The sequence below is a fragment of the Amphritea sp. 1_MG-2023 genome (genome assembly GCF_030547545.1).
Taxonomy (GTDB): Bacteria; Pseudomonadota; Gammaproteobacteria; order Pseudomonadales; family Balneatricaceae; genus Amphritea.
Genome location: NZ_JAUOQE010000062.1, coordinates 1 through 4,513 on the forward strand (window position 1 = coordinate 1; position 4,513 = coordinate 4,513).

Sequence of the window (4,513 nt, forward strand, 5' to 3'; positions counted from 1 at the left end):
TACTTTGTCAGCCAGCTTGAAAAGGTCCAGACATTTCGCTGCACTGGCTTTCGCGTATCTGGCCATTCTCATGTCCGCAGAGAACATAACAGACTTATTCGCACCTTCCATAGTCAATAAGCTGAGTTGCTGGGGGCAATCATGCGCGCAATTGATACTTGTAACACTCTTTTTTACGAGAAAGAAAAGGCTGTATTAGGTAGTATTATATGGATTAATGTGGCAGCTGTTCTAAAAAAATCGTTAACGAGCAGATGTCACAGTATAGATTAAATAATCTAATTGGTAATAAATTGATATTATGAATTTTAAGCAAATACGAGCATTTAGAGAAGTTATGTTGACGGGCTCAGTATCTAAAGCCGCTAATAATTTATTTAGGACTCAGCCCGCCATAAGCTCGCAACTCACCGGTCTGGAAAAAGAGATTGGGATTAAACTATTTGAGCGTCGGGATGGTCGCTTGAACCCTACACCTGAAGCAGAATATCTTCTTAACCAGGTCTCTGAAGTTCTCGAAAAAATAGAAGATATTGAAGAGAATCTGGCAAGAGTCCGCTCTTTAGAGAGAGGAAGGATTAATATTGTTTCGATGTTTGGTCCTTCTGTTTTTTTTATGCCTAAATTTATCAGCGAGTTTGTCAAGAATCGGAATCATGTTGATATCTCGCTGTTTTCCCATAGTGCGTTCCAAGTACAGCAACTGCTGTCTACTCAGCGATATGATGTCGGTCTGGTGGACTATATTCCCGATACCAGTGAACGATTATCATTAATTGACTATAGTGAATTACGTTATAAATGCATCTGTGCAGTGCCATTGGATGACCCACTGGCTGAAAAAGAGTCTATTACGGCGGCGGATTTAGATGGTAAGCCACTGGCGATGTTAGCGCAGTCGCATGCCTGCTTTAGGAAGATTAAACGGATCTTCAAAGAGCAAGGCCTGACGATGAATCGACGTTTTGAAACACAGTTTTTTATCCCGCAATTAACCTTTGTAGAGCAAGGGCTTGCTTGCGCTATTGTTGATCCGCTGACGGTAGAAAGCTATCGCATTAATTGTAATAATCAGGATAAAATCGTCTTTTTGCCCTTCTTACCTGAGATTGATTTTTCAATCTATTTAATTACCCCTACTCACCGGCCATTGACTGCGTTGGCCTCTACTTTTGTGAGTGAATTGTCGCAGGAGTTACAGTCGTTTAAGAATAACACATAATGAAAGATGCTTTTAAACAGTCGTTTTGAATCGCTGATGCTGTTAGGTTATTATTTTAGATAATGTATTTTTATTTTCGTCGGCTATAGGTATTTTTTAATATGTTAGCAAGCATTGTAAGCCCGTCACGTAGTTGTTGCTCGTTGAGTAATAAAAAACCTAGTTTTATAAAATGATGACCTTGTTGATGGTCAGCAAAGAAAACAGCGCCTGGTTCAATAACGATATCATGCTGACGTAAGAGGCGTGCGAGTTCGGTTGTATTAATATTAGCTGGCACCTCAATCCACAGATTTAGACCACCTGTCGACGTGGTTACTTTCCAATCAGGCAGCAGTTCTGCAATCAATTGTTGGCAAACTTTCCATCTTTTCTTAGCAATGCGACGAAGATGACGTATCTGCTGTTCATAACCCTTATTCAAGATGAAGTGGGCAAGCGTTCGTTGTTCATGTCCAGATAGATTTCGTAATTGATAGCGACGTATATTCTGTAGGGACGATATTATCTCCTTATGCGCCACGATATAAGCGATGCGACAGACTGAGCCAAGGTGTTTAGAGAAGCCGCTGAGGTAAATAATGTTATCTAATCCATGCGATGCCAGAGGCGGAGAAGAGCGGCCTATAAATCGCATCTCTGCATCATAATCATCTTCAATAATACAGCAGCCTAAACGTTTAGCGAGCTGAAGTAATCCTGACTTCCGAGGGTTAGACATGCTGATATTGCTAGGTAACTGATGGCTTGGGGTGGTGTAAATTATTTCAGTTGTTGCGGGTATTTTTTTTAAAGTGATTCCGCCGTTATCGAGGGGGATTGGCGTTAATGTGGCTCCCGCTCTGAGAAAGGTATGGCGTGCATCTGGGTATCCCGGATCCTCTATCACCACGGGGGTGCCTTGTTGTATAAGAAGTTCTGAAATTAAATGTAGAGCGTGTTGAGTGCCTGCTGTCAGTAGTATGTTTTCAGGTGTTGCAGTTATACCTCGAGGGGCGAGGATATTAGAGAGGATGGTATCAATTAAAATGGGATCATCAGCACCAAAGCTATCATATAAGCTAAATGGCCGACTATCACCTTGAAATGCTTCTCTCGAGGCTTTCATCCAAGCAGGGAAAGGGAAGGCATCTTTAGGTATTGATGCTGTAATAAATGGAAATGCAAACTGAGAATCGTATGTCGAACGATTGACTTGAGCAGGATTCCCCGGTGTTTCTGTTTTTTTTGCTCTGCGCATCCAGTCTTGAGGAATAGGATTGGGTGACGGTTCTTTTTTTGATGATTGTTGTGCCGCTGTTTCTGCGTTGACGTACCAACCTGAGCGGGGCTTAGAGTAAATGACACCTTGAGCTTCTAGCTCTTCGTAGGCCTTTAACACGGTATTCAAGCTGATATTAAGCTGTTCAGCTAGGTGACGTGTTGATGGCAGTTTTAAGCTTTGAAAGCGTCCATCGCTGATAAATTGTTCAAGACCTTTCTTGGTCTGTAAAAAAAGTGGGGTAGACGATTCACGATCAATCTGAATGTAACGATCTAAAATTTCAACGCCGGACATCGAACTCTTCCTGTTTAGAGTGTGCTTTATAGCATGCTCGGCGTTGAAACTGTTATAAACCAGCTTTTAGCCTGCCGCTAAGTTGGCTGTAATCGTGTTAACGGCATCCGTGATTACTTTGAGCATATGATCACACTCATCTTCGCTCATATTGAGCGGCGGATTGATACGAATAATGCCATCAGCAGCTGCCACAATACAGCCATTATGCTCACAATCTTGTGCAACCTGTGTGGCGATATTAGCAGATGAATAGCCATTAAAGTCACAAAATTCTAGCCCCCACATGTGACCGAATCCACGTATTTCACTAATGATGGGCAAATCGGCGATAAGATTAAGTGTTGCGCGAATGACTTGCTCATTTGACGTGACTTGAGCGCAAAGATTATCGCGCTCGACTATCTCTATCGCTTTTAAAGCAATGCTACAGCCAACCGGATGACCTGCCATGGTAATAACCATTTTCAGTGGAACTTGATGATGCTGTAGCTCATCATAAATTCTTTTATCCACAGCGACGGCTGCTAAAGGAAAATAGCCTGCTGTGATGCCTTTGCCCATGGTCACTATATCGGGACGAATCATTTCCTGCTGAAAAGCAAACCATGCTCCTGAGCGGCCAAAGCCTGTAATTACTTCATCGACGATTAAAGTGATCTCATATTGATCGCAGAGCTTGCGTAAAAGTTTGAGGTAACCTTTAGGCGGGACAATGACACCGCCAGCAAAATTAACCGGTTCAACAAATAAACAGGCAATTCGCTCTGCGCCGATAGAAGCGACAGTATTTTCAATTTGTGTTTGTATCTCCGTGAGTGAGAATAGTGCTCCCGTATTGGCATTTCGAGCACTGGAGATATGTACAAAATCAGTGTTATCGGGTCTTCCTTCGACTCGAAAGGCCTCAAAACCGGTGACATATTGCGCTTGTCCAAGGTTACCGTGGTAGCTGCGATCGAGTGAGATGCAGACGGTTTTGTTGGCATGGCCTAAGGCTTTCCAGCGCCTACGTGCAATGCTAAGGGCAATTTCATTAGATGATGAGCCACTCAGTGAATACTTCACCATGTAGTTGCCACCCAACAATGTACTCAATCGTTCAGATAGAGCAATACTCGAAGGGCTGAGGTGTTCGGGGGAACAATAGGAAAGGTTCTTTAAGGAGTCGGCAACAACGTCAATTAACTCTGAGTGTCCATGACCCAGATTCAAACAACTATGGCCAGAAACCGCTTCATAAGCACGCTCATTACCTTCAATGTTAACCCAACCTCCACAGCCTGAGCTGACGATGGTTTCAGGCATATTGTTGCCTTCGAAGTCTTCGATCCATTGTGATGTTGAGTTGTTTTTCATGGTTCATCCTTATAGGGAAATATAGCCAGATGATGGCGATTTATTCAGTGTTGTCACTTAAGTCATTGTCTGCATGTTGTATAAGACTATAAGTAAATAACTGAGCCTATAGAAGTATCAGAAAAAAACATTTTTAGGGGTGCAGATTGTGTCTTTTTGTCTAGCCTGCAACTGAGGCCTACTCACGAGAGGAAGACCTAAATCAGTTCAATGGTCGCTTGATCGTTCACCGGTCGACAGTGTTTGTAGGGGCCTAAAGCGCCAAGCGGTCGGCTTTCTAGCCCTGCTTATTAGGGGAGGTGCGAATAAGTCAATGACGCCTCTGGCTGACAGAGAAGCTGGAGATCAAGGCAACCGTTACAGGCATACTGGTT

The 4,513-nt window shown here is 43.1% G+C and carries 3 protein-coding genes; 1 reads left to right on the plus strand and 2 read right to left on the minus strand.

Translation table 11 applies throughout. The annotated features are described in order from the left end of the window. Positions 1–301 precede the first annotated feature (301 nt). Positions 302–1,222, plus strand: coding sequence for a LysR family transcriptional regulator (locus Q4488_RS18585; RefSeq protein ID WP_303582068.1), 921 nt, complete (start codon positions 302–304; stop codon positions 1,220–1,222). 70 nt (positions 1,223–1,292) lie between these two features. On the opposite strand, the gene Q4488_RS18590 is transcribed toward Q4488_RS18585, so the two are convergent. Further along, on the minus strand, positions 1,293–2,780 hold the full coding sequence (locus tag Q4488_RS18590) for a PLP-dependent aminotransferase family protein (protein WP_303582070.1): 1,488 nt from the start codon (positions 2,778–2,780) through the stop codon (positions 1,293–1,295). Positions 2,781–2,846: 66 nt separating this feature from the next. Then, on the minus strand, positions 2,847–4,139 hold the full coding sequence (locus tag Q4488_RS18595; protein ID WP_303582072.1) for an aspartate aminotransferase family protein: 1,293 nt from the start codon (positions 4,137–4,139) through the stop codon (positions 2,847–2,849). Between the last annotated feature and the right edge of the window lie 374 nt (positions 4,140–4,513).

Bases quoted from the DNA above. Each gene is read 5' to 3' on its own strand.
- Q4488_RS18585 (WP_303582068.1), top strand. From the start codon at position 302: ATGAATTTTAAGCAAATACGAGCATTTAGAGAAGTTATGTTGACGGGC.
- Q4488_RS18590 (WP_303582070.1), bottom strand. From the start codon at position 2,780: ATGTCCGGCGTTGAAATTTTAGATCGTTACATTCAGATTGATCGTGAA.
- Q4488_RS18595 (WP_303582072.1), bottom strand. From the start codon at position 4,139: ATGAAAAACAACTCAACATCACAATGGATCGAAGACTTCGAAGGCAAC.